Consider the following 26,774-nt stretch of genomic DNA (forward strand, 5'->3'; position numbering starts at 1 on the left):
ACCAAAAAAAAATGAAGCTGCCCTTCATGTTGAAAGGCAGCTTTTATCAAAAAGCAAGTCCGAAGTTCAAATCTTGAATCCAAGCGTTATGCGGAGCATATTATTTTTTGTGTCACTGTCTTTGAAATATTTTGTGATACCTCCCTCATAGTTGAAATCCAGCGAAACTAAGCCAAATTCAAGGCCAATGCCACCGTTTAAACCATAAGAATATTCGTTGATATTTTCCTTGGTGAATTGCGCCAGATTATTCTTGTCGACCGCCAGAATATAATTTCCGACAACTCCCGCTTTTAAGTTTAATTTGAAAAATCCGCTATTGGCCTTGGTAAGATAAATACCCAGAAGGAAAGGTAATTTCAGGGAATGAATTCTGGGTCCGTCGAAAAATTTAGTATGCGCGACACTGTCCTTGTCGATCAGCGCCATGGAGGAATTTAAGTAATGGAGTCCTGGCTGAATAAAAAATCTCTTCATGCGCATCCTTACGTCGACACCGGCATTCCATCCTGTTCTTCCGGATTCGTTGTTGTTATTTTCATCTGAACCTAAAACCGAAGCGTGAACGCCTACGACCGGAATTATCCAGGTTCCTGAATTTCTCGCCGGACGTTCGCCGAATCGCTGCTGAAATGTTACTTTCTTTTTATCTGTATTAAAATTGTTTTGTTGATCGCTAATCTCTGAAATGCCGCTCTCCGCAACGGATGCTTTTTGCAATTTTCTTTCACGAAGCCAGGTCTGGTAATCTTCATCATCCCGAAGGTCACGTGAAGTATGATTTGCTATATTTTGTGGAGCTGGCGAAGACGTTTGTTGTTTATAATAATCAGGCGGAACGATGATGTTGTTGATAATAATAGTTGGTTGTCCGCTTTGCTGAGGATAATTTCTGTATGTTGCTTCAACCACTTTTTCGGTGATATCCTTAACAGTTTCTTGTTTTTTTACGGAATCAACTAAGATAGTGTTTTGAACCACTTTTTTGTCTTCCGTTGTTACCTGACTTTTACCGGCAGGTTGGGCGGAAACATTTTTAGAAATGATGCCGGCCAGAAGCAAAGCACAAATAAGTTTATTTGTCATAATGAAGTGTAATTTGACAGCACGTTGACTGAGTAATAGAATTTATTTTACTTCAATAAGACGTAGCATTTGATTATCGTCACAAAGTGACATGATGTTGTTCCACAAAAAAATACCCCAATTCCCTATTTCAGGACTTGGGGGATTTTATCAAATTGGGCAAACTTTTTATCTATGTTGGCTATCAGAAGCTAGCTGGCAAAAACGTATCCATATTTTTTGGTAATCTTTTTCTTTCTCATTTTCTTGACGGAAACCTTCATTTTAATGTCTTTATCCGGTCTGTCGCGTTCGTCTTTTGGTTTAGTGCTGATCGCATCAACAACGTCCATTCCGTCGATAACTTGGCCAAAAACGGTGTATGCTCCGTCCAGGTGAGGTGTGCCACCTTCTGTCTCATACACTTTTTTCTGAGCATCTGTCAGTTTTCTTGCTGCACGGGCGGCTTGTTTATCCAGATCAGCTTTGCTCCATTTTCGTCCTTCTACAATATAGAACTGACAGCCGCTTGACTCTTTCTTCGGGTTGTTATCGCGGGCGGCAGCCAGGGCGCCTTTGCGGTGAAAAAGATTCGGTCTGATTTCTTCCTGGATTTTATAGCCATTATCTCCTCGTCCCAGAACGTCATCAGGTTTTGCATTTTTCGAATTAGGATCGCCGCCCTGAATCATAAAATCTTTAATAATCCGGTGAAAAAGCAGCCCGTCATAAAACTTGTCTTTTGAAAGTTTTATGAAATTCTCCTTATGTTTTGGAGTTTCATCATATAAGATCACACGCATTTTTCCCAGATCCGTATCGATCGTTACCAGATAATCTTTTTTTGATTTTTTCTGGGCAAAAGTATTTAGTGCAAAAAGACAGAAAACTGTCAATAACGTCAGTCGATTTAATTTCATTTTAAATTATTTAGCTGCAAGTACATTTTTATCAGGCGTGAACTGAAATTTTAGTCCATAATCTTTCCCTTCCGATACATCTTCCATTGTCACATGTACGGAATTCTTGAACCAGGATATGGTTTTATCTTTTTCCTTCGGAGCTTCGTACAATTCGGTAAAATGTCCTTTTGCTGCGTTCCATAGTTGTTTTGTCGCATCCGGACTGTTCAAATAAACGTCGATCATAATTTTATTAACCTTCTTATCGGTGGTAATAAAATATTGGATATCGATCGTTTCAAGCTTTTCGGTTTCTTTGGTAAATCCGACATGGTCTGCCGCATCTTCAAACATTTCGTATGTTTCGGTTGCTTTCACTTTGCTCAGCGGATCGCCGAAGGTGATTCCCCTGAAAACGCCTTCGGTTGATGTGCCAAGAATTTCCTGAAGCAATGCGGACTGGTCGCTGTTAAGTTCTTCCGGTGCCGGCTTGGTTAGAGAAGCAGAATCTGTAACGGTTGCTTCCTGCTCGTCTTTCGTTTTGGTTTTACAGTTTTGAAATGCAACTGCCAGAAGAATAAGTACTAAAATGTTTCTAAGCGTGATAGAGTAAGTCATGTTTCGCTAAAAGGTATATGTACCGCAAATCTAACTATTATGATTTTCTTTTTTTATAACCGCTTTAATTTATGGTAAAATGGTAGTCTGTTATTGCATGATTGATAAAATTGTGTGCCGAATGGTTATAAAATAACCGTAAACCAACTTTCAGGAAAACTTTACACAGTTTTTTGAGAAAATTAAAACTCTCTTCCAATATTGAAAAAGAACCTTCGCTCACCTTTACCATTGACGGTGAGGTTGAAACGCGCGACAATGTTATAGAAGGTGACAATGTCCACACCAGCACCCGCGCCATAGATAAATTTATTCCCCAATCTGGTGTTACTTAACTCAGGATAGCTGTTTTTGACATAGGCTGCGTCAGCGAAAGTATTTAGATAAGCGGCCAGTGGGATTGTGTTAAACTGGCGTATGGGAATCCAGGGTATCGTTTTTTGTGTAGAGAAAATTTTGTACTTCAATTCGTTTTTTAGCAAACCATAATTTTGGCCGTCTACCACGTATAATTCATATCCCCGAACAAGATCGTTGCGATAACCCAGTCCGATCGTCTGGAGATAGGGTTGTCTTTGCGGCAACGATGCGCGTGCCCGGATACCGGAATTCGCGAAAAACCGCTCGCTCAACTGGAAAAAATGTTTATAAGACCCGTAAACGTAAGCCTGATTTATTTTATCAGAAGGCAGCAATCCAATTTTCGATACCTGAATACCTCCCACTTTTCCACGCAAGGGATACTGGAAGTTATCCCGTTTGTCGTAGCTGAAAGAATAAGTCAACTGAAAATATTGTTGATCTGTCCTGCTTTTTAATAAGTAATTGGGGTTTAAGATAGCTATCGTATCCGAAATCTGGGTATTGCTCCAACGCAGATCTAAGGAATGAAAGGTGTAATATTTATTACGACGGGTTAATGAAACGAACGTGTAAAAGCGTTTTTTATTGATATCTTCACTATTAAGATAACTTAATTTATCACGCCACGTCCGGTAAGCCATCGTCTTATTAGTCGAATAAGATGCACCAACTGTAATGCCGGTTTTTTGCGCTTTATCAAGATAAGGCAAAGAATAAGAAACTTCGAATTTTGGTATAAAGCCAAATTCTGCGACTACCCGTAATTTGTCGGCCCGTCCCGTTACGTTTCCGTAACTCATATAAACGCCGTAAATAATTCTGCTGAAATCACGGTTCCTGTCATACCACCATTCATTAAAATTCCTGTCTGCCAGCTGGAAAACGGGTGTAGCAATGAAATACCAACGTTCCTTAACAACAATCCTGATATTGGTACGGATCGAATCCTGATTTAATTCAGGAAAAACTTCTACCGTTATAAACAGGTTGGTATTAATTATTTTTCTCCGGTCAATTTCCAAAGTCTCAGCCAGCAAATTTCTTCTGATTGTATCACCCGTTTTAATAGCAAGTTCTCTGGTAATAATACTGGTTCTTGTCCGGTGATTGCCTTCCACAAGAATATCTCCCAGAATGACCTGCGGTATGGTATCCGCCGGAACCTGAGCATGCAAAGTTTTGGTAAAGAGTAATAAAAAAAGTAAAAAGTAAGTATTTTGATAGCGTAGGGTTTCCTTCATTCTGCTCTTTCCACGTTCTGTTTTGAAACAATTTTGACTTTGTTTTACTTTATATTTTTTCAAAAATACGCTTAAATCATTTGGAATAATGCGTCAGCGCTAAATAAACCCGTGCTTCTCCTCTAAAAGGTCAGGTAGTGCCGACATGTTACGGAATCGTTAAGTTTTAAAAAAACAACTACAAATAATAGTCTCTTCTTTCCAGCTTTAAGTATCCTATCAAAGACAAACAACCTAACAATATGACACCTTCCCGGGCTGAAAATCTGATCAATAAACTGATCGCTAACAAGCTTTCCGGGGAAGAATTGGCGGAATTGCTGGCAGGTATAAATAACGAAAGCGAACAGCAAAAATATTCCGATGCTCTTGAAATTTATTTCAATCAGCTTCTCAAAGAAAACGGAGGGGAGCCTGAACAGAATTTAAGAGAAGAATGACATATGAAATTAATTCCAATCCCAAATCATCAATCTATGTTTTTAACAATTACTCTCTTGTAAAATGAACTCAAAAACAATTATTCAATCAACATTTCGATGTTTGATGATCCTCTTTTTACTGGCAGGATTCAATGCGTCGATTGTGTTTGCAAACAGCCTTAACGGCAATTTTGTAAATAATGCATCAATGCGCCGTCAGAATGCTCTGTTATTCCCAAAAAAGATAGATCGGACAATTACCGGGCGAATTACGTCGTCCAATGACGGAGCCGGAATTCCGGGGGTCAATGTAATTTTAAAGGGAACGCAGATAGGAACGACTTCCGATGCATCAGGTAAGTATTCCTTATCAATTGACGAAGCCAAAAATCCTGTTTTGGTATTTTCATTTATCGGTTTTGAAAATCAGGAAATTCCGGTTGGAAATGAATCCGTTATCAACGTGGCTTTAAAAGAAGGAACGGAAACGTTACAGGAAGTTGTGGTCACAGCACTTGATATCAAACGCGAAGCACGTTCATTGGGTTATTCAGTTGGTCAGGTTGATGGAAAAGAAATCAGCAGAGTTGCTCAGGAAAATATTTTGAATTCGCTTTCCGGAAAAGTTCCGGGTGTTTCGATCAGTGCAACGGGCGGAACAGGTTCGTCGGTTAGCATGATTATTCGTGGTGCTACTTCACTAAGTGGTGATAATCAACCACTTTTTGTGGTAGATGGGGTGCCGATCGCGAGCACTTTGAATAATATCAGTCAGGTTGGTAATGACAACCGTGTCGATTACGGAAATGCCATTTCCAGTATCAACCCGGACGATGTTGAAAGTGTTTCGATCCTGAAAGGTCCTAGTGCAGCAGCACTTTATGGTTCAAGAGCGGGTAGTGGCGTCGTTCTGATAACCACAAAAAGCGGTAGTAAAGCGAAAAAAATGACGGTTTCTATTACTTCAAATACCGTGTTTGATAAACCGTACCGTTTTCTCAAAATGCACTCGAAATTTGCGACAGGGGTTTTACCTTTTACACCCGATAACAATCCTTTCCCGGGGGGAATATTGGAAATTGAAGAAGGGTCGTCAGGGGGCGTTGGCCCGGAACTGGATAAAGGATATAAAGCAATTCAATGGAATAGTCCGCTCGACGCGAATGGAAATCCGATTGCGACAGAACTGGTATCGCACCCAAACAATGTCAAGAACTTTGTCCAAACCGGTATCACAACAACCAATGGTGTTTCTATCGCAAATAATACCGAGTCGATCACTTATCGTCTTTCGTATTCAAACATGACGAACCGCGGCATTGTACCTAATTCGGATCTGTTTCGCAATTCTCTAAACGTGAGCACATCTCTTAAAGCGAGCAAAAAATTAACGATCAGCACAAATATCGATTTCAGTAGAAATAATTCGAACAACCGTCCATCCGGAAACCGGGGTACAAATCCGCTTCAATGGGCTTATGCCGTTTCTCCACATATCGACATTCGTGATCTGAAAAATTACTGGGTGCCAGGGCAGGAAGGACTGCAGCAATTATCTCAGGCTCAGGGAGACTACAATAATCCATACTTTTTGGCTTATGAAGTAAACAACAGCTTTGTCCGTGATCGTGTTTTTGGAAACCTGAAAGCTGATCTACAGATTACTCCGCATCTGAGTTTAATGGGGCGGTATTCCCTGGATACTTACAACGAGCAGCGTGAGACAAAAATCGGAAACAGTTACACCAACGATTCAAGAGGAGGGTATGGTATTATCAATTTGAAGAGATTTGAACGTAACGCAGATTTTCTTGCAACGTACAAAAGAGATATCAGTGATTTCAGCTTGTCGGTTTCAGCTGGGGGGAACACGCGTTATCAAAAGAATACAGATGTCAATAATGCAACAAAAAACGGAACAGGTCTGGTTATACCTGGATTATATACAATTGCAAATATTGCTCCTGCCAATCTACGGTATGAAAGTTATTTTTCTGAAAGAGCTGTGTTCAGCGTATATGGCTTAGCGAACTTCGGTTACCGTGACATGGTTTTTCTTGACGTCACCGCACGTAACGACTGGTCCAGTACTCTTCCCAAGGCAAACCGTTCCTATTTTTATCCGTCAGCGTCACTTAGCATCCTGTTAAATGAAATGATTCCGGTTTCTGAACAGATCAATTTGTTTAAATTAAGAGGAGGTGTTGCACAAGTTGGAAAGGATACCAATCCTTATAGTCTCTTTGCAACTTTGGAAGACGCCGGCGCCTGGGATGGCCTTACGCGTCTTTCGAAATCAGGAAAAATATTACTTCCTGATTTGAAGCCGGAAATCGCTACGTCCTATGAAGCGGGAATTGATCTGAATATGTTCAAAAACAAACTTCGTTTCGCGGGAACATACTACCAGGTTGAAAACAGAAACCAGATCATTCCGACAACTTTACCAGGATCCAGTGGATTTACCTCTAAAAATATTAACGCAGGTTTGTTAGTAAGTAAGGGCGTTGAGCTTTCACTTGGTGGAACACCGCTTGATAAAAATGGCTGGCGTTGGGATATTACAGCCAACTGGTCGCGCAACCGGACTACCATCAAAGAGCTTTCTGATGGACTGGAATTCTATGATCTTTGGTCTGATGCAAAAGGAGGCGCAAGAACGTATGTCGGTGAGCAAATCGGAGATTTATATGACGCAGAAATTGTCACGGTTACCGATAAATCATCAAAATATTATGGATATCCAATTCTTGACGACGAAGGTTCCTGGCAAAGTGTAAGTTATTCCAATACCCGAAATAAAATTGGAAACTTCAATCCCGACTTTATTTTAGGTATGCAGACAACGCTGGCCTATAAAGGATTCAGTCTGAATATGACTTTCGACTGGCGAAACGGTGGAAACTTTGTTTCTCAGACTTACCGCTACTCTGAGTCAGATTTAAAGTCTCAAAGATTTCTGGATCAGTTGATTAATCCAAACGGGCTTTCGGGAGATGCGCTGGCAAATATGTTAACTTCTGATCCTGATAAATATATTAAAATCAGTGGAAACCACTTTCCGATTGTCGGGGGCCCCACGGCTGAATACGGCGGTTTCCCTTATAAATATGGAGGGAATACATACAATTATGCTGTATTTAATCCGGGTGTGATAGCGACATACGATGAAGGAGGAAATATCACAGGTTATACGGAAAATCTTGGCGGGAAAGACACAAAATATATTCCATATGGCGATAATTATCCCTGGAGTTTTATGCGTGCAGCAACCTTTGATGCATCGTTTATCAAGCTTCGTGAAGTGTCTCTGGGATATGAACTTCCTGCCAGTTTTGTGAGAAAAATTGGTGTACAGGCTGCTAACATTTCCGTATATAGCCGCAACATTATGTTATGGACAAAGGCGAAGATCGGTATCGATCCTGAAACGGCGTTTCAACAAGAATCATCTGCTCAGGCCGGAACTCAGTTCCGTCAGGGAATCGAACGTTATAATGTAACTCCATGGGTAATACCGGTAGGTTTTAAACTTGGATTAACTTTCTGATAATCAAAACGTAACTGTTTGAAAAAAAATCATTATGAAACGAATTAGCAAAAAAATCATAACATTCTCCTTACTGTTCTGCGGCCTTACTTTTTCATGTAAGGACCTGACTGAGCTCAACGAGAATCCCAACGGAGTAGGTACTGAATCCGTAAATCCGAATCTGATCCTGCCGACAGTTTTGACCGAAGCAGCAAAAATTTATGTAGATCTTGGTTATCAGAATATTGCCGGCGTTGTGCAGCATACACAAAAAGACGCATGGGCGACTGAGCACAACGATTATGAGTGGGGCGGCGATCAGAGCTGGAACAAATACTATGATGTTTTAAGAAATAACGATTTGCTTTACAACCGGGCTGTCGAAATGAAGTTTGAATACCATCAGGGCGTTGCTTTGGTAATGAAATCCTTTATGTTCGGTCTGATTACGGATTTGTGGGGAGATGCTCCCTATACAAATGCACTCAAAGGAGAATTAGGCGGTACAGACAATATCACACCGGTTTTTGACGATCAGTCCGTGATCTATGCCGGTATCATTGCAGACCTGGAGAAAGCGAATACATTATTATCAAAATCAAAAGGTGAATACGCTGGTATTGTAGACAATGTTGATGTTTATTACAGTGGTGATCCTGTGAAATGGAGAAAAATGGCGAACTCCCTGCTTTTAAGATACTACATGCGTATTTCTTCGAAACAGCCGGATATCGCAAAAGCCGGGATTGAAAAAATTATTGCAAACGCCGATAAGTATCCGTTAATCCTTGCTAATACCGATGATGCCACAATGGGTTTTGCCGGAAACAGCCAAAATGATTCCTGGCCTGCAGATACCGTATTTGACGCGAGTGGAAGTAATTACAGAAGATTAAAAATGTGTGCAACTTTTGTGGAAAAACTTCAGGCATTGAAAGATCCGCGACTTGCAATATGGGCAAATAAAGTTCAGGTTCCGTTGGTCGTCGATGCATCACTTCCGGCGGGCACTGACAAAATTGTGGATGGAAAAAGAATGCTTTCTCCTGATAAGGTTGGAAGCGCACAAATTGATACCGATCCCGAATATGTTGGTTTGCCGCCTAGCTTCTCTGCTTTGCCTTCCGCTTATAATCTTAATCCAACACCGGGGCAGACGTCATATAATCCGCACGTTTCTTTTTTAAATAACATGTACAAGTTAGCAAAAGGGCCGTTGCTGAGAGTTCGTATGATTTCGGCTGCGGAAGTGCATTTTATTCTGGCAGAAGCGGCTTTGAAGGGCTGGGCAGCAGGAAGTGCAAAAACACATTACGAGGAAGCTATTAAAGCGTCCTTCAATACCTGGACGGTTTCGAATTCCTATGCCGCATATATGGCACAGCCAGGCGTTGTTTTTGATAATACGTTAAGGCAAATAATTGAGCAAAAGTGGATCGCCGGCTGGACAGCTGCTACCGAAGCCTGGTTTGATTACAGGAGGACAGGTTTTCCTGAACTAAAAGCGGGTCCTTCTGCAAAAAGACAAGTACTTCCTGTGCGCTTCTACTATATGCGTGACGAGATCAATATTAATAAAGCCAATGCGCAGCAAGCGTTAAGCAAATTACAAATCACGAGTTTTTCACAAGCTGATCAGGAAAATAGCCCCTGGTCAAAACAGTGGCTGATCCAGGGTACAAATAAGCCCTGGTAACCGAAATTTAATTGTAAACAAGAACGGGTCGATTAGTTTTCGCCCGTTTTTGCTTTTCAAAGGCATACGTTCTTACCGTTTTGTGCGAGAAAGTTTAAGTCTGTTTATTGAACCCGATGCGCCTTCCCGGTATGGATGAGAAGATTAAATACTAAACCTCCATCTAATGAAAAATGACCCTTTGAAATTGCTTTTTTGTATTCTGATTATTTGCTTGCTGTGTGGCAGGAATCTGAAAGCGCAGGTTTCCACAACACCGGAAACTGCACTTCGGGATTATCTGAATAATGGCGATAAGTCACTGAAATGGGAGCTGAAAGAAACTTTTATGCAAGGGGAAAATACATTTTACAGCTTATTAGTAACCTCGCAGAAGTGGCGTGAATTCACCTGGACGCATCAATTGACCATCATTGTTCCAAAGGAAAACAAGTTTGATGGCGCCTTATTATTTATTTCAGGCGGATCAAATAAAGAAGGCCTACCAAACTGGGGTAATAAGCGGGATGATAATTTACTTAATTCTCTGAGTACCATTGCAAGAGAAAATAAAGCCATCGTGGCACTATTAAAACAAACACCAAACCAGCCGTTTTTTGGGGATTTAACTGAGGACGCCCTGATTTCGTATACGTTGCATCATTTCAAAAAGGACAGAGATTATACCTGGCCACTGCTTTTCCCAATGGTAAAAAGTGCTGTACGAGCCATGGATGTAGTACAGGAATTTTCGAAGCAAAAACTAAATCATGAGGTAAAAAAGTTTGTCGTTTCGGGCGCTTCAAAACGAGGCTGGACAACCTGGCTTACGGGTGCTAATGACAAAAGAGTTGCGGCGATCGCGCCAATGGTTATAGACATTTTGAACATGCCGGTCAGCCTTGATTATCAAATTAAATCCTGGGGAGATTACAGTATTCAGATCGAGGATTATGTAAAGCTGGGCATACCACAAAATAGCAACACGCCCGAAGGATCTGCGATCACGATTATGATTGACCCTTATTCCTACCGGGCAAAACTGACAATGCCAAAACTGATCGTGATGGGAACCAACGACGAATATTGGGTCGTAGATAATATCAAGAATTATTTAAACGGCATTCCCGGTAATAATATGCTGCATTATGTGCCAAATGCAGGCCATGATTTGGGTGGAGGAAGGCAGGCGATGGAAGCTCTAGGTGCATTTTTTGGGAATACACTTACAAATACGCCATACCCATTATGCGAGTGGACGCAATCGACTGATAAAAAGGGAGTGAGTCTCTCCGTAAAAGCCTCCTCGGATCTTTTAGTTGACGTGATTTTATGGTCAGCCGACTCGAAAGATCAGGATATTCGCGATGATAAATGGACCGGTAAAAGTCTGGGAATTAAAAATAAATCCAGCATTAACATAAATCAGGCATTTCCATCAAGCGGTTTTCGTGCATTTTATATTGACCTGAAATACAAGGATAAGAACGGCGGGACTTATACTGAGAGCACACGAGTTTTTTTAACGAATAGCAAAGCCTTATTATAATGTTTTTCGATTCCAACCTCCTGATTATGAAAAGCTATTTTAGCCTGAAAAATTTAACCAGCTCGCTCCTGATATTTTTTATTTATTGTTCATGTAAAAGTGAAAAAACGGAAAGTGCGCATACTGTCAGAGAAGTGATGGATCAGGTTGTAACAAGACTTTACAATGATCTCAATGCCCAGCAGCTGGACACCATTCGTCAGCGTTATATTCTTAATTTTCTTACCAATGATGAAAAGCATGTTCTCGCTACCAAATTCTGGACATTTGAGGTGAATACGCCCGTTACAGTGTCCTTAATGCGAAACACAAAACAGCTGGAAATCCCTTTTTGGCTTAGTGAAACTGGTTTTAAGAAGACACAAATGGTCGTGAAAAACGAAGAATATGACTATGAAGTCTGGCAAAAGGATTTTGATAAGGGAGCTGTTGAACTTGGGATTAATGGGTTTGATAAGCACCGCCCTGTGTACTTTATAAGCGTCGCAGCTCGCGAAAAAAGTGCGGATCTTCAGGTGACAAATGTTTATCCGTCCGAGTTTCCCATGTCTGTTATGAAAAAAGGTGCATTTACCTATCATGATTGGGATAGTTTGATCCTGACGGAGATACCTGCCGAGCTGGATGGACAAATTCTTTTTACAACCGTTCGCGGCCGTGCACGTGAAGCACATCTTGTTGACGCTTTTAGAAAAACCATTGCACCCTCCTCGGAAAAACCGGATCAGATTATGCTTACCATGAGCGGTGATCCGAAAACGGCGATGGATATTCAATGGCGCACCAACGCATCTTCGGGTCTTGCAACAGTTAAATACTGGGAAAGTAATGGAAACGATACTCTGGTGTCAAAGGGTTTGTCGTCTAAAATAGAAGACAGGTTATTACAAAATGACCGCTATATTTTCAGACATACCGCAAGACTTGATAAACTAAAACCGGGAACAGTTTATAATTACAAAGTTGGTTGTGAAAACGGAGAATGGTCGCATATCGCGAGTTTTAAAACAGAGAAGTCAGGTAATGACGGATTTTCTTTTATCTGGTTTGGCGATACGCACGAATCCGGGATCTGGGGTGACATGGCTCAGAAATCATTGAAACGTCACCCTGATATTTCATTTTTTGATATCGCCGGGGATCTTGTCAGTACCGGTCTGAACAGAGATGAATGGGATGAACTCTGGATGCATTCCGGTGACATTTTTCAGAGCAAACCTTTGATGCCTGTTCCGGGGAATCATGATAGTCAGGACGGACTGGGTGCTGGGATGTATCAGGAAATGTTCAGCCTGCCGGCGAATGGTCCGGAAGGTTTGCCAAAGGAAATGACATATGCTTTTAACTACCAGGATGCATTATTTATCATGATCGACGCCACACTTTCTGTCCCCGCACAAACACAGTGGCTTGAAGAAAAACTAAGAACTTCCAAAGCCAGATGGAAATTTGTTTTCTTTCACTTTCCTCCCTACAATTTCGTCGAACCTTATGATGAGATTCGTAGAGAATGGTGTACGTTATTTGACAAATATCATGTAGATATGGTTATGAACGGACATATGCATTACTACCTCAGAACAAAACCAATGAACAACGGGAAAGCGATGGCCTCGCCTGCGCAGGGAACAATTTATACGATGTCAATAAGTATTCCAGGAAAGCAGGAGGCGTGGCCTGCAGAAGATTATGCAGTAAAGAGATACCAGGACGGGCCTCTTTACCAGCATATTGCGATGAAGGGAAATACCCTAACGTATCAATGCCTGGATCCCGACGGGGTGGTGAGAGATGCGTTTGAGATTATTAAGTAGTTTGAAAATCGCTACTGGTTTATAAATAAATCTAATACAAAAACGGGATCAAGCCGCTGGTTGATTTTTTATAATCCAGATATTCATTACCAAACTGTTCGATCAAAAGTTTCTCTTCAATCTTAATCCGGTAAGTAAATACGGTTAAAACAGAAACAATAATTAATAACAGGCTTACCCAATTGTTGAGCGCAATGCCGAAACCTGCGAAAGACAGAAGCGAAGCAAAATAGGAAGGGTGACGGAGATATTTATACATCCCGTCCCTTTTTAATTTATGATCTTCGCGAATGGTAACATCCACCGTGAAAAATGCTCCAAGCGAGAAAACAGCAGCAAATCGAAGTACTATACCGGTGATGATGATACCAAGTCCGATATAGTGAAACGCGGGCGTCGAATAAATAAAAAAACGAAAATTCATTGCGATATAAACCGCAAGAACATTGGCCAGTACGACGGTTACCCAAATAATTGCAAGCGAGTTTTTATCCGTATGCTGTCTGTCAGTGCTTTTTGAACGAAGAAGACGATTAAGTAAAGCTTCGGTCAGAAACCAAATGACATAGGTCGCGGTAAACAATGAGCTCATGGGTCAATTTTGTTTTTTCATCAAAATATCTGTTTGTAAATCGTTGCCAAGTTTAAAAGAATGCTTATCAAAAACGGTAAAACCATTCTTTTCATAAAATTTTATGGCTTTAAGATTTTTTTCCCAAACACCGAGCCAGACGTATTTCAATTTATGTTCACGCGAAATCTCCATTGCTTTTGAGAAGAGCAATTGTCCCGCCTTTTGTCCCTGAAATTCTTGCAGAACATAAATTCGCTCAATTTCCAGACTATCGGGGTCTTGCAATTCGGTTTGTGCAGAACTAAGATTTACTTTGAGATAACCTGCCGTATTGTTATCAATGTTAATAAAATAAAACTGGGAGTCAGGATTATTGATTTCAGCAGTTAGTTTCTCGGAGGTGAAACCGGAATCAAGGTAAATGTCAATATCTTCCTTTGTATTAACGGGAGCGAAAGTTTCAGTGAAAGTCTGGATTCCGATTCGCCGTAATATATCTAGATCCTTAATTGTTACTCTGGTTATATCAATTTTGTTGTCTTGCATGCAAATTTGTTTTAAACCGGTTATGAACACTCATAAGTGCCGTCTGCGAATTTACAGCAACTACAGACAGAAGTGCTATAATTGTCATTAAAAAAATCCGTGTGGATCACACACTTTTAGAATACATAAAGAATCATTTTTAACGTGGGTTTATCTCTCCAATCAGGTAAAGATATTGTCCATGACGAGCGTAGTCAGATTCCCGCGCAAATAAAAAGCTCGGCCCTGATAACCCACCGCCAAATTTTCCCAAAATCCTGCGATAGGAGGAAGCATTGTCAAACCATAAATACATTTTACAAATTAGTGCTGCAGTCATAGCTGACGACGATACCCTCCGCATCCGCTATATAAGCAGCCGATTTTTCAGAATAAAACTTCATGGTTATGCCATTCCGGACGAAGTGGATTGTACCCAAACCGTGTGGCAGATAGCTGATCAGGCCTTCATTTCCGACGCGTCTGGGAAAAGCGAAAAGATGCGGAGGATTTGTAGAAGCTGTTCTTGAAGGTTTAGAGGAATGAAATAAATGGCTGAATTATCCACATTAACTTTCAATCAACATTTCCGTCAATATTTAATGAATAAGAAAAGTATAAAACATCTACTTTGCCACTTTGTGCAATATGAACTATCTTTAAATACTTCGTTTAAGGAAATATAATTAATATATATACAATTTGTACAGAATTTAGTTTTACAAAATATGCGTACTGTAATTTTGATAGGCACTATTGTGATCATTCTCGTTTTAGGTAAAATCTATGTGTTTCCTAAATCTGAAAGTGAGAAATCCGGTAGCGTTTCGGGCGGAGGGAAATCGGGTGGAAAGTCAGCCGGAGCAGGTGCGATTCCTGTTGATGTTTACGTTGTGGGGATGGAGACGGTCGACAATCAGATTTTTGCGTCTGGCACCGTGTTGCCGAACGAAGAGGTAACGCTGATGTCTGAAATTTCAGGAAGACTTGTAAAACTCAATATTCAGGAAGGTGCCGCAATCACAAAAGGGCAGTTGATTGCTAAAATTAACGATCGCGATTTAAAGGCACAACTTCAAAAAGTAGAATACAACCAGGAGCTGGCTAGAAAAATAGAAATGCGCCAGCAGAAACTTTTAAAGGTCGAAGCGATAAATCTTGAAGAATACGATGTCACGTCCAACAACATCCGGGTTCTTGATGCGGAAAGAGAAGTAATCGAATCACAGCTTGAAAAAACAGAAATCCGCGCACCGTTCAGCGGGCGGATTGGATTGAAAAATATCAGCGAAGGTGCATACCTGGCTCCGGGTACGCCCATCGTTACCATTATTCAAAGTAATCCGATTAAAATAGATTTTACGGTTCCCGAAAAATATACTTCCAATATTCGTGTGGGAAGTCCGGTTACCTTTAATCTGGATGGGGATCTTTTTAACTACTCTGCAAAAGTGATCGCACTGGACCCAAAAGTTGATGAAAGTCTTAGAACGCTGCGAATCCGCGCTCTTGCTTCAAATCCTGTCGGCAAATTTGTTCCGGGCGTGTTTGTGAAAGTGAAGGCAAATCTTGCAGCAAATAATAAGGCGGTTATGATCCCGACAGAAGCAATTGTTCCGGTATTGAAAGGCAAGAAGGTGTTTGTCGTGAGAAATGGAAAAGCGGAAGAGTTGATGGTTACTACGGGTCTGCGTACCGATAAAAAAATCCAGATACTGGATGGTTTGCAGCAGGGGGATTCGCTGATTACTTCCGGAATTATGGCTTTGAAACCAAGTTCGGCTGTCAAAGTTAAATAATCAATTTTATTCGTCAGATTCTTTTGCGGCATCGTTCGCGTTCAAATAAAATTAACTTATGAGTATTTCAACGCTTTCCATCAAGCGACCGGTTTTAGCCATTGTGATGAATTTGCTCATCATACTTTTTGGTTTTCTTGGTTACAAATTTCTGGGAATGAGGGAATTTCCTTCGATTGATCCGCCGGTGGTTTCGATTCGTACGAGCTATACAGGGGCCAATGCGGATATTATCGAATCACAAATTACTGAACCACTAGAAAAACAGCTCAATAGTATTGAAGGTATCAAATCCATCAATTCAACAAGCAGCCAGGGAACAAGTCAGATCACAGTAGAATTTGATATTGGCGTTGATATGGAGCGTGCTGCGAATGACGTGCGCGATAAAGTAGGATCTGCTTCCCGTACTCTGCCTCTGGATATCGACGGTCCGCCTGTCGTCAGCAAGGCAGATGCCAACTCCGAGCCAATCATTGTATTAACCTTTAAAAGTAATACGAGATCACATCTTGAAGTCAGTGATTATGCTGAAAACGTCATTGCCCAGCGTCTGCAAACGATCGAAGGTGTGAGCGAAATCCGCATATTCGGGCAGAAAAAATATGCGATGCGTATCTGGATGGATCCTGTAAAAATGGCTTCTCTTGGTGTAACAACGCAAGATGTGAAGTCGGCTCTGGATAAAGAAAATGTCGAACTTCCAAGTGGGAAACTTGCAGGTGACAATACAGAATTAACGGTTAAAACGGTCGGGCGTTTCAGAACCGAAGATGACTTTAACGATATGATCGTTAAAAATACAACGACGCAAACGATTCATTTGAAGGATATTGGTTATGCGCAGCTAGGGCCGGAAAATGAGGAAACTGTTTTAAGATTGGACAATGTACCCATGATCGGTCTTGCGATTTCGCCGATGCCCGGAGCAAATTATATCAATATTTCGGAGGAAGTAAATAAACGACTGGCAGAAATAAAAAAGGAACTGCCGAAAGATTATGAACTCGGAACATTGATCGATAATACCATTTTTGTAAAACGTTCGATTGAAGAAGTCGGGGAAACTTTGCTGATTGCGATTGTACTGGTTGTGATCATCATTTACTTATTCTTCCGCGACTGGCTGATCGCATTCCGCCCGCTGATCGATATCCCTGTTTCGCTGATCGGGACATTTTTCATTATGTATATTATGGGCTTCTCCATTAACGTACTCACGTTGCTGGCGATTGTTTTGGCAACTGGTCTGGTAGTCGATGATGGTATTGTGGTCACGGAAAATATATTTAAAAAAATAGAAGAGGGGATGGGGCCGATCGAAGCGGCCATCAAGGGATCAAACGAAATTATTTTCGCAGTTTTATCAACTTCAATTACATTGGCTTCTGTTTTTTTGCCGGTAATTTTTATGCAGGGGTTTGTCGGTAAATTATTCAGGGAATTTGGTATCGTTATTTCCGCAGCTGTACTTGTTTCGGCGTTTGTGTCGCTAACGCTGACGCCGATGCTGAATGCCTATCTTGTTCGTAAGACGCATAAGAAAAGCTGGTTTTATGAAAAAACTGAACCGTTTTTCGTCAACATGACCAATAGTTACGGCGAAGCATTAGGGTCGTTTTTAAAAGTGAGATGGGTGGCGATTCCTCTTATTTTCTTGACACTTGGAATGATCTGGTTTTTTGGGAAAGATCTGCAATCAGAACTAGCGCCTTTGGACGACCGGAACTGGTTTCGGATCCAGATGACTGCGCCGGAAGGGTCTTCCTTTGAATTCACAGATAACTACGTTCAGAATGTAGGGCAGATGCTAATGGATTCCATGCCTGGGAAAAAGGGTTTGATGTTAATTACTTCACCCGGGAACTCAGGTCTTGGCGCAGCCAATACGGGAAGTGGGAGAATTGCCTTGACGGACAGGATGGAACGCAAAGAGTCTCAGCAGGAAATTGCTGATTATATAACAAAACAACTCAAACGCTTTCCTGATGCAAAATCTTTTATCGTGCAGCAGCAGACGATTGCTGTGGATTCAAGGGGAGGTTTGCCTGTTCAGTATGTGGTCCAGGCCCCTGACTTTGAGAAATTACGCGAATATCTGCCCAAATTTATGGAGGAGGCTTCTGCTGATCCAACGTTTGCGATCACAGATGTTAACCTAAAATTCAGTAAACCCGAATTGCAGATCATGATTGATCGGGAAAAGGCAAAGTCGTTGGGTATTTCTGTTCAGGACGTCGCTCAAACGATGCAATTTGCATTTGCCGGACAACGTTTCGGATATTTTACAATGAACGGAAGACAATATCAGGTAATCGGCCAGTACGATCGTGTCAATCGGGACGAGCCGCTTGATCTGAAAAGTATGTTTGTAAGAAGCAGTAACGGTAGTTTGATTCAGTTAGATAATATTGTCAAAACAGTGGAGGAGAGTAGTCCGCCACAGCTTTTTCACTTCAACCGGTATATGAGCGCAACTGTACAAGCCTCACTGGCACCCGGGAAAACGATCGGCGATGGAATTGCGGCTATGGATAAAATAAGAGATAAACTAAAAGATGAGGCAATTCAGACGTCTTTAAGTGGTTCTTCGCGGGATTATGCTGAAAGTTCGTCCAATACGATGTTCTCGTTTTTCCTTGCCCTTGTGTTGATATATTTCATCCTGGCCGCGCAATTTGAAAGTTTTATAGATCCCTTCATTATCATGATCACAGTACCACTCGCTATTGGCGGCGCGGTATTCTCATTATGGTATTTTAATCAAACTTTGAATATTTTCAGCCAGATCGGAATGATCATGCTTATTGGTCTGGTGACAAAAAATGGAATCTTGATTGTCGAGTTTGCCAATCAGCTACGGGAAACCGGCCTGGGGGTAAAAGAAGCCGCCCTGGAAGCTGCCACACTCCGTTTTCGGCCTATTCTGATGACAAGTCTTGCGACGATCCTTGGTGCTTTACCCATTGCCATGGCGCTGGGTTCGGCAGGCAGAAGCCGGATGTCTATGGGTATCGTAATTATGGGCGGTCTGCTATTCTCTCTGGTACTGACGCTTTACGTTATTCCTGCGATGTATACGTTCCTATCAAAAGAAAAGGATTTGAACAAGATGAAGATGATTGAGAAAATAGCCAGAGAAAGTGAAATGGATGAGCCAACAGCGCATGTTTAGGCACGATCTCGACCGGTGATGACAAAATGAATTTTGACTGAAATTTAGTAAGATTAGTTTGGCAATAGTCTTTTGATTTATCGTTAAACTAATCCCTGAATTTCAAATGTGTTGTTTTAAGCTAATGCAATGCGCTCTGTCCCCATCTTCCGCAGCATGCGTACATGCGATCCTAATGCATTCATAAAGTCCGATTTTGCATTATAGTCCAATCCAAATTCCTTCGCTGTCTGGCTGACAATCGGGGAAAGTGCATGATAGTGAATATGGGAAATCGAAGGGAACAGATGGTGTTCGATCTGATAATCCAGTCCGCCTATATACCAGGATAAAAATCTGTTTTTCCCTGCAAAATTAGATGTTGTTTGCAGTTGATGAACTGCCCAAGCATTTTCTACACTTCCGGCATTATCAGGAACAGGCTGATCTGTTCCTTCCACGACATGTGCCATCTGGAAAACTGTACTCAAAATCATTCCGGCCGTGCAATGCATTACCATAAATCCAATGGCCCATTCTCCAAATGTTAGTGAGGTAAAACAAAGCGGTAACACACAGATAAATAAAACGTAAGCCAGTTTACTTACGATCAATCTAATCAATTCTTTCCTCGGATATGGCTTTGTCATGCCTGATTCTGACATTTTGTTGAAAAGCGATATTTCCTTGAAATCCTTCCATAGAAAAGATATCGTCATCAGGCTGTACAACAAGAAAGCGTAAATATGTTGAAAGCGATGAATGTATTTCTGTTTTTCCTGGTATGATAAGCGTAGCAAAAATTTGCCGGTTATATCTTCGTCTACTTCGTGAATGTTAGTGTATGTGTGATGTAGTCTGTTATGCTGTACTTCCCAGTTATATGCATTGCCGCCCAGGAGATATATTGACCCGCCGAAAATCTTGTTTAATACATTGGATTTTGCCAAAGAACCGTGAATGGCATCATGCATAACTGACATCCCTACACCTGCGACACCGATTCCCATAATAACCGAAAGTCCGAGCATTGTAAGGTTAGAGAAAAGCCCGGAAAGAATCAGCAAATAAGGAATAATGTAAAGGCCTAACATAAACAAAGCCTTATAAATAATTTGACTGCCACCGGTTTTACACAGATCATTTTCAGAAAAGTAGAGATCAACTCGTTGTCTTAGCGTGGGAAAGAAAGTGGATTTTTCTTTGTTGGTAAACTTGATTTTCTGATACTGCATAAAGGGTATGACGATCTGGTCAAGAAGAAGAATAATTTTTATCCGACTTCCTAACAACGAATAAGAGGGTTGATTATTAGCTAAAAGTACACATTAAATGAGTATTCGAGAGAATTATTCTAAATAATGGGCAAAATTCATAATAAAATAATGTGGAAATCCTTAAAGCTGACAAAAAATTAGGCCGGCTCCAAGAGTCGGCCTAATTGTAACTTATATAACTATTAGAATTTAAAGAGCAAATGCCTCTTTAATTTTATCAACAAAATCAAGTTTTTCCCAAGTGAAAAGCTCAACTTCAACTTCTTTTTCTTTTCCGTCAGCACCTTTAAATGATTTCTTAACGACTTCATTTTTGCGACCCATATGGCCATACGCAGCGGTCTCAGAATAAATTGGGTTACGCAATTTCAAACGTTGTTCGATTGCATAAGGACGTAAGTCAAAGATCTGCTCAATTTTAGAAGCGATCTCGCCATCGTGTCCTTCAACTTTCGCTGTGCCATATGTATTTACATATAAACCGCAAGGCTGAGCAACACCGATTGCATAGGACACCTGAACTAAAACTTCGTCACAAAGTCCGGCAGCAACCATATTTTTAGCAATATGACGTGTCGCATATGCCGCAGAACGGTCAACTTTTGAAGGATCTTTTCCTGAAAATGCACCACCGCCGTGAGCACCTTTTCCGCCATACGTATCCACAATGATTTTACGACCCGTAAGGCCAGTATCACCGTGAGGACCACCGATAACAAATTTACCAGTAGGGTTAATGTGGAAAGTAATTTCTCCTGAAAACAATTCCTGAAGTGATTCTGTCAATTTTGCCTTTACACGAGGAATCACAATATTGATAATATCTTCTTTAATTTTGGCAAGCATCGTTGCCTCTGAATCAAAATCGTCATGCTGTGTAGAAACAACGATCGTGTCGATACGTAGAGGAACATTTTCGTCGCTATATTCAATCGTTACCTGAGATTTTGCATCAGGACGAAGGTATGGAATAAGTTCAGGCTCGTTGTTACGGATATAAGACATCTCCTGAAGAATCTTATGTGCAAGATCCAATGCCAGAGGCATGTAGTTTTCAGTCTCGCGTGTTGCATAACCAAACATCATTCCCTGGTCACCAGCACCCTGAGCATTCGCTTTTTCCTCAAAGGTCTCGCTTGCAACAGCACGGTCAACTCCCTGGTTGATGTCAGCGCTCTGATCGTGAATTGCCGATAAAATACCACAGGAATTTGCTTCAAACATATATTCGCTTTTAGTATATCCGATTTTACGGATTACCTCGCGCGTAATTTTTTGTACATCCAGATAGGTATTTGTTTTAACCTCTCCTGCCAATACTACTTGACCTGTCGTTACCAAAGTCTCACAGGCTACTTTACTGTTTGTATCCCAAGCTAAAAAATTGTCAATAAGCGCATCTGAAATCTGGTCAGCTACTTTGTCGGGATGTCCTTCAGACACGGACTCCGAAGTAAATAGATATGGCATAGTATGTACTAAGTTTTATGTACTGTATTTAATTTATGCTAAATAATTATGGACTCTCTTTAGAGTAACAAAATTGAATTTTTTTAAGACATTAACCAAATAATAAGACGGGAAAAATAAATAAGATAGGGGTTTTACGTCATTTTGTAGAAGAATCTCTGGTTCAGGTAATAAACAACCGAGCCTGGTCATGCTTAAACATGGCCAGGCTCGTTAAAAAATAGTTAACAGTGGAAAAAATCAAATTGGAACATTCACATGACGTTCTGCATGGTAGCTTGAACGTACCAAAGGACCGGATTCGACATATTTTAAACCACGTTTAAGACCTTCTTCTCTGTATGTATCAAACATATCAGGTGTGATCCACTCGATTACTTCGTGATGCATTTTAGTCGGCTGAAGATACTGTCCAAGTGTAAGAATATCCAATCCGTTTGCGACCAGGTCATCCATTGCTTTGTATACTTCGTCCATCGTTTCACCTAAACCAAGCATGATACCTGATTTAGTACGTTGCCCAAATTCTTTTGTTCTTCTTATTTGTTCCAGGCTTCTTTCATATTTGGCCTGTGGCCTAACAGCACGGTATAAGCGCTCAACAGTTTCCATGTTGTGAGAAACTACTTCCTGACCTGCTTCGATCATATGGATCAAAGCATCCCAGTTATTTTTTACGTCAGGAATCAGCGTTTCAATCGTCGTTTCAGGTGTGGTTTGTTTCACCTGAACAACCGTCTGATACCATATTTCCGCACCACGATCTTTTAATTCATCACGGTTAACAGAAGTAAGAACAGCATGTTTTACCTGCATTAATTTAATTGCCTCTGCTACACGGCGCGGTTCATCTGTATCATATTCATTTGGTCGGCCGGTCGCCACAGCGCAAAAACTGCAGCTCCGCGTACAGACATTACCCAAAATCATAAATGTTGCCGTTCCGGCTCCCCAGCATTCACCCATATTGGGGCAGCTGCCACTCTCACAAATCGTATGTAATTTATAGTTGTCGACCAACTGGCGGACTTTACGAAATTCTGGTCCTGCCGGAAGTTTTACTCGTAACCAATCCGGGCGTTTTTTTCGTTCGGAAGGTATTACTGGAAGTTCAATCATGATTTTCTAATCAAAGTCAATAATCACCGGCTACGATAGTAAGCTGGTGGAAATACTATATAAATTTAACGACTTATTTCTTGCTGCCAAAATATAAGGTAATGAAGCCTGATGTATAGAAGCTTTTATTCTGAGCATATGCCATAATATCAATTTTACGGGTAAAAGTTTCAGCAAGAAAGCCTATTTCAACACCTGTAACATTTTCTCTGAAAGCGCTCAGTTCGAAACTTAGTGCGGTTTTTATATGCAAGCCCGGCACAACTTTGCTTTGTCCAAAACCAGAAAAAAAGCTTCCAACTCCAACGAAGCCTTCATATGGATCTTGGGTAGAATTCGGATCAACACGTAGCGGGGTTGTAACAACTTGTCCGCCTGCTACTTGTCTTTGAATCATATATGGTTTTTCGAAACCCAACGACGGGCCGGCAGCGACAATCGCGCTGATCGCAATTCCTTCATCCTCGTGGCGATTGAATAATGTTATTTCTCTTCCATATTCAGGACGTAACACAAAAAGATAATTTTGCTTGCCGTAAACGAAGCGGGCACCCGTGTTGAAACTTTGCGCAAGCTCCTTAGGATGTCTTACATTAACTAATTCTACTGCAAGATAACGATACTGGTTTTTTCCAAATAGTTTTCCCGGAATTGCATTAGATCTCCGGAAAACGGCACCTCCCAAAATTCCGGAGTTTGTATTTGTTGTCAGGCCAAAGGAAGTAAATGATTTATAAACCTCTTCAGTATCCTCGCTTTTGGCCCTGCGTTGGGCGTATATATCCGTGGATAAGGCAACCAGAATACAGATCGAAAGTAAAAGTTTTACACGAATCATATTTACACGAACATATCTCTTTGTGATCACTATATAAAAGCGAATTAAGGAGTGAAATTACGAAATAATCGTATATCCCATCTTATCCCAACTCCACATTAACGGTTTTTTGTACATTTATGTTCTTTAAACGAAAAAAGAATCTGAAAAGCCTGTTTCAAGCGCTGTTTGTTCAATTAATTCTGACAGGATACCACAGTCAAAGAGTTATCGAAATCAATACCTTGAAAGCTTTCCTATTACTATAATTTTAAGTCAAAAATTTTAATATTCCAATCGTTTTGTCCGAATTTTTGTATCAGCTGGCCATGAGCGCCTTTTTAGCGGTGATGCGGTTTGCAGCCTTATTCAGCTCAAAAGTAAAGCTTGGCGTTACAGGTCGGGATGGCCTGCTCGATAAACTTGAAAAGACTGTCCCAACATTGCTTAACGGTCGCCCGGTGGCATGGTTCCATGCTGCCTCCCTGGGTGAGTTTGAACAGGGAAGGCCTGTTATGGAAGCGTTCAAAAAAGAGTATCCGGATTTTTTTATCCTGTTGACATTCTTTTCACCGTCCGGGTACGAGGTGCGGAAAAATTATGGCGGCGCAGATTACGTCTGTTACCTCCCGATTGATACGGCCGAAAATGCGAAAAGATTTGTGACGCTCTTTCAGCCTGAAATTACTTTTTTTATCAAATATGAGTTTTGGTTTAACTATTTGTCAGAATTGAAAAAACAAGGTTCTCATATTCTTTCGTTTTCAACAATATTTCGTGACAACCAGCTTTTCTTTAAATCTTACGGAGGATTTTACAGGAGAATGCTCACTTATTTTGATCACCTTTTTGTTCAAAATGAAACTTCGCTAAAACTGCTGAATGCCATTGGCATTAAACATTGTTCTCTTGCCGGAGATACTCGTTTTGATCGCGTTTATGCTATCGCCCGGGGCATTAAAGTTTTACCTGAAATTGCAGGTTTTAAAAAGGAAACTGCCTGCCTGGTTGCCGGTTCCGTTTGGGAGGCTGATATGCAGGTACTTATCCCTGCGCTGAATGAAATTGAAAAGCCTCTGAAAGTAATTTTTGCGCCTCATGAAATTGACAAGTCCCACATGGAAACCTGGCGCAAGCAGTTAAAAGGATCGGCGATGTTGTATTCAGAATATAAAAGATCGTTTGACGTGGAGGCGCAAATTCCTGATTTTGATTACTTGATCATCGACAATATAGGAATGCTTTCTTCCTTATATCGTTATGGCGATATAGGTTATATAGGTGGCTCATTCGGTTCCGGTTTACACAATGTTCTCGAAGCTGCAACATTTGGTATGCCTATTCTTTTTGGGAATAAAAAATATCAAAAATTTCAGGAAGCAAATGATTTGATCAAAGAGGGAAGTGCGAAGGCGATTGCGGATACCGATGAAGCAAAGCGATATATCAGCGAATGGATAACAAATACTGAACTCCGGAATAAACTTGATGCGATCAGCGAAAATTATGTTGCGTCAAGGATCGGGGCAACTGATATTGTGATGAAAAAGGTAAGAAGCCTTCTGAGCTAATTTTTTAATATCCGGAAGATGAATTTCATCTTCCGGATATTAAAAAATTATAATGAGGAAGAAAATTCCTTAACAATCAGATGCTCAAATAAATGCGCCTGAGTTCCCAATAGTCTTGCTTTTGGACCCAATTTAGAAATATGGATTGAAAGTGTATTTTTAAAGTCAGATAAGCAATATTTATTGATCGCCTGCTCAATCGGGTTTGAGATGAATGGGCCTGCTTCTGCTAATAATCCACCTACGATAATAACTTCCGGATTGAAAAGATGGACAGCTGTTGCCAGTCCTTTTCCTAGCTCGGTTCCGACGGTGCTTAATAAGTCAATCGAAAATTCATCTCCTGCATGAACAGCTTCAATAAGATGACTTGTTTCAAGCAAATCCAGATTATGGTTTACGAGTTGCGAGAGTATAGTCGCCTGGCCGCTATTAATTCCTTCCTTCGCTCTGCGAATCAGGGCCATTGCAGACGTAGTTGTATCCAGACAGCCAATTTTACCACAGTGACAAAGTAAGCCATCCGGTTTTACCTGAATATGACCCAGTTCACCTGCGAAACCGGATGCGCCGTTAAAAACTTCGCCATTCAGCAAAATTCCCAAACCAACTCCCCAGTCAATATTTATGGTTAAAACCTGCGATTTATTAACGGCATAACCGAAACGATGTTCTCCAATCGTGGTTGCTTTGGTATCATTGCATAAGCAAACAGGCAGATTAAAATGATCACGTAAATAGGTTGACAGCGGAACGCCGGGAGGTGTAAGGTTCAGATACGTAAGATTTATTCCTTGTGTCGCGTTGATCAAACCAGGCATTGAAACGCCGATTCCCCAGAGTTTTTCACGGGGTATGTCGTGGAATTTGAGAAAGATATCTGTTTCTTTAAACAGTTCTTCCAGAAAACTTGAAGAATCATCGAGTCGGATATCAACTTTGCGCTTTACGATAATCTGATTATGTAAATCAAAAATAACCAGATGCGTATCATGGCGGTTTATATCCATGATCAGTGTCAGATATTTTTTACTGTTTAACCCATATAAAACCGGGGGGCGGCCTGCTCTTGCCGGGCCTGTCCCGCTTTCGGTGATCCAGCCTTCGCGAATAAGTTCGTTCACAATACCCGTTGCAGAAGGAATACTGGCGTGAAACAAACGGGCCATTTTATTAATGGAGGTGTCCCCTGATTGGTATAACTCTAAAAGGAGATTACTTCTAAGACGGTTTTTTCTAATATCAATTACGGAATTTGGCTCCTCAACAGCAGAATTCATAGCATAG

General features: G+C 40.9%; 20 protein-coding genes. 8 read left to right on the forward strand and 12 right to left on the reverse strand.

Annotated features, from left to right (window positions below; translation table 11 throughout):
- Positions 1-66 precede the first annotated feature (66 nt).
- The 4 genes from BMY70_RS04930 to BMY70_RS04945 form a co-directional block, all read right to left on the reverse strand.
- The gene (locus BMY70_RS04930) at positions 67-1,086 is read right to left on the reverse strand and encodes a porin family protein (RefSeq protein ID WP_090332833.1); all 1,020 of its coding nucleotides are present in this window, start codon (positions 1,084-1,086) and stop codon (positions 67-69) included.
- A gap of 191 nt (positions 1,087-1,277) precedes the next feature.
- The gene (locus tag BMY70_RS04935) at positions 1,278-1,985 is read right to left on the reverse strand and encodes a peptidylprolyl isomerase (protein ID WP_090332835.1); all 708 of its coding nucleotides are present in this window, start codon (positions 1,983-1,985) and stop codon (positions 1,278-1,280) included.
- A gap of 6 nt (positions 1,986-1,991) precedes the next feature.
- Positions 1,992-2,585, reverse strand: a complete 594-nt coding sequence (locus tag BMY70_RS04940) for a hypothetical protein (RefSeq protein ID WP_090332838.1) — start codon at positions 2,583-2,585, stop codon at positions 1,992-1,994.
- Positions 2,586-2,767: 182 nt separating this feature from the next.
- Complete coding sequence (locus BMY70_RS04945; RefSeq protein ID WP_090332840.1) at positions 2,768-4,189, reverse strand: BamA/TamA family outer membrane protein; 1,422 nt, start codon at positions 4,187-4,189, stop codon at positions 2,768-2,770.
- A 242-nt stretch (positions 4,190-4,431) separates the two neighbouring features.
- Between BMY70_RS04945 and BMY70_RS04950 the strand changes: the two genes are divergently transcribed.
- The 5 genes from BMY70_RS04950 (at position 4,432) to BMY70_RS04970 (ending at position 13,181) form a co-directional block, all read left to right on the forward strand.
- Positions 4,432-4,629 (forward strand): hypothetical protein, encoded by a 198-nt coding sequence (locus BMY70_RS04950; protein ID WP_090332843.1) that lies wholly within the window; start codon positions 4,432-4,434, stop codon positions 4,627-4,629.
- A 190-nt stretch (positions 4,630-4,819) separates the two neighbouring features.
- On the forward strand, positions 4,820-8,161 hold the full coding sequence (locus tag BMY70_RS04955; protein WP_090334705.1) for a SusC/RagA family TonB-linked outer membrane protein: 3,342 nt from the start codon (positions 4,820-4,822) through the stop codon (positions 8,159-8,161).
- Positions 8,162-8,195: 34 nt separating this feature from the next.
- Entirely contained in the window at positions 8,196-9,839 is a 1,644-nt protein-coding gene (locus tag BMY70_RS04960; RefSeq protein ID WP_090332846.1) for a SusD/RagB family nutrient-binding outer membrane lipoprotein, read from the forward strand.
- 166 nt (positions 9,840-10,005) lie between these two features.
- Positions 10,006-11,367: a PhoPQ-activated pathogenicity-related family protein gene (locus BMY70_RS04965; protein ID WP_090332848.1), complete on the forward strand. Its 1,362-nt coding sequence runs from the start codon at positions 10,006-10,008 to the stop codon at positions 11,365-11,367.
- Between the two features lie 26 nt (positions 11,368-11,393).
- A complete protein-coding gene (locus BMY70_RS04970; RefSeq protein WP_090334708.1) occupies positions 11,394-13,181 on the forward strand; it encodes a purple acid phosphatase family protein in 1,788 nt (595 codons plus the stop codon).
- Positions 13,182-13,212: 31 nt separating this feature from the next.
- Here the strand turns inward: BMY70_RS04970 and BMY70_RS04975 are convergent, their stop codons facing one another.
- The 3 genes from BMY70_RS04975 to BMY70_RS30630 form a co-directional block, all read right to left on the reverse strand.
- Entirely contained in the window at positions 13,213-13,773 is a 561-nt protein-coding gene (locus BMY70_RS04975) for a methyltransferase family protein (RefSeq protein ID WP_090332851.1), read from the reverse strand.
- Positions 13,774-13,776: 3 nt separating this feature from the next.
- A complete protein-coding gene (locus BMY70_RS04980; protein ID WP_090332854.1) occupies positions 13,777-14,301 on the reverse strand; it encodes a GNAT family N-acetyltransferase in 525 nt (174 codons plus the stop codon).
- Positions 14,302-14,440: 139 nt separating this feature from the next.
- Positions 14,441-14,620, reverse strand: coding sequence for a hypothetical protein (locus BMY70_RS30630; RefSeq protein WP_143072058.1), 180 nt, complete (start codon positions 14,618-14,620; stop codon positions 14,441-14,443).
- A gap of 388 nt (positions 14,621-15,008) precedes the next feature.
- On the opposite strand from BMY70_RS30630, the gene BMY70_RS04985 reads away from it, so the two are divergent.
- Both BMY70_RS04985 and BMY70_RS04990 read left to right on the forward strand, forming a co-directional pair.
- Entirely contained in the window at positions 15,009-16,079 is a 1,071-nt protein-coding gene (locus tag BMY70_RS04985) for an efflux RND transporter periplasmic adaptor subunit (protein ID WP_090332858.1), read from the forward strand.
- 58 nt (positions 16,080-16,137) lie between these two features.
- Positions 16,138-19,254, forward strand: coding sequence for an efflux RND transporter permease subunit (locus BMY70_RS04990; protein ID WP_090332861.1), 3,117 nt, complete (start codon positions 16,138-16,140; stop codon positions 19,252-19,254).
- A gap of 116 nt (positions 19,255-19,370) precedes the next feature.
- On the opposite strand, the gene BMY70_RS04995 is transcribed toward BMY70_RS04990, so the two are convergent.
- The 4 genes from BMY70_RS04995 to BMY70_RS05010 form a co-directional block, all read right to left on the reverse strand.
- Positions 19,371-20,468, reverse strand: coding sequence for a fatty acid desaturase family protein (locus BMY70_RS04995; protein ID WP_090334711.1), 1,098 nt, complete (start codon positions 20,466-20,468; stop codon positions 19,371-19,373).
- A 231-nt stretch (positions 20,469-20,699) separates the two neighbouring features.
- Positions 20,700-21,980: a methionine adenosyltransferase gene (gene metK, locus BMY70_RS05000; RefSeq protein ID WP_090332864.1), complete on the reverse strand. Its 1,281-nt coding sequence runs from the start codon at positions 21,978-21,980 to the stop codon at positions 20,700-20,702.
- Positions 21,981-22,220: 240 nt separating this feature from the next.
- Positions 22,221-23,099 carry a lipoyl synthase gene (gene lipA, locus BMY70_RS05005; RefSeq protein ID WP_090332867.1) on the reverse strand — a complete coding sequence of 293 codons (879 nt, stop codon included), beginning with the start codon at positions 23,097-23,099 and terminating at the stop codon, positions 22,221-22,223.
- Between the two features lie 73 nt (positions 23,100-23,172).
- Positions 23,173-23,967, reverse strand: coding sequence for a hypothetical protein (locus tag BMY70_RS05010; RefSeq protein ID WP_229209489.1), 795 nt, complete (start codon positions 23,965-23,967; stop codon positions 23,173-23,175).
- 278 nt (positions 23,968-24,245) lie between these two features.
- Here BMY70_RS05010 and BMY70_RS05015 point away from each other — a divergent pair, with 278 nt between their 5' ends.
- Positions 24,246-25,487: a 3-deoxy-D-manno-octulosonic acid transferase gene (locus BMY70_RS05015; RefSeq protein ID WP_229209490.1), complete on the forward strand. Its 1,242-nt coding sequence runs from the start codon at positions 24,246-24,248 to the stop codon at positions 25,485-25,487.
- 47 nt (positions 25,488-25,534) lie between these two features.
- Here BMY70_RS05015 and BMY70_RS05020 read toward each other — a convergent pair whose 3' ends face one another.
- Entirely contained in the window at positions 25,535-26,767 is a 1,233-nt protein-coding gene (locus BMY70_RS05020; protein ID WP_090332876.1) for an ROK family transcriptional regulator, read from the reverse strand.
- Positions 26,768-26,774 lie beyond the last annotated feature (7 nt).

Source organism: Dyadobacter koreensis (genome assembly GCF_900108855.1).
GTDB classification, from domain to species: domain Bacteria; phylum Bacteroidota; class Bacteroidia; order Cytophagales; family Spirosomataceae; genus Dyadobacter; species Dyadobacter koreensis.